At 50.9% G+C, this 226-nt stretch carries 1 protein-coding gene; it reads left to right on the forward strand.

The window, feature by feature from the left end; genetic code table 11:
• The coding region (locus FGT79_RS30840; RefSeq protein ID WP_171056552.1) for an Ig-like domain-containing protein at positions 1-226 on the forward strand (226 nt) is incomplete at both ends.

A 226-nucleotide genomic window follows, 5' to 3' on the forward strand; every position in this document is an offset into this window, starting at 1 on the left:
TGCCAGAACCTGTTGTGCTAGAAGCGATCTCTGCGTCACCAGCAACGGTATCGTTAACTGCAGGACAGAATCAAGCATTGAGCGTAACAGCAACCTACACCAATGGAGATGAAGCGGGAGTTACGTCAAGTGCTGAGTACGTCACAAGTAACGGCGCAGTAGCTACAGTTGATGCGTCAGGCGTTGTACAAGCCGTCAGTGCAGGAAGTGCAACGATCACGATTAC

This window comes from Paenibacillus sinopodophylli (assembly GCF_005930355.1).
Classification (GTDB): domain Bacteria; phylum Bacillota; class Bacilli; order Paenibacillales; family Paenibacillaceae; genus Pristimantibacillus; species Pristimantibacillus sinopodophylli.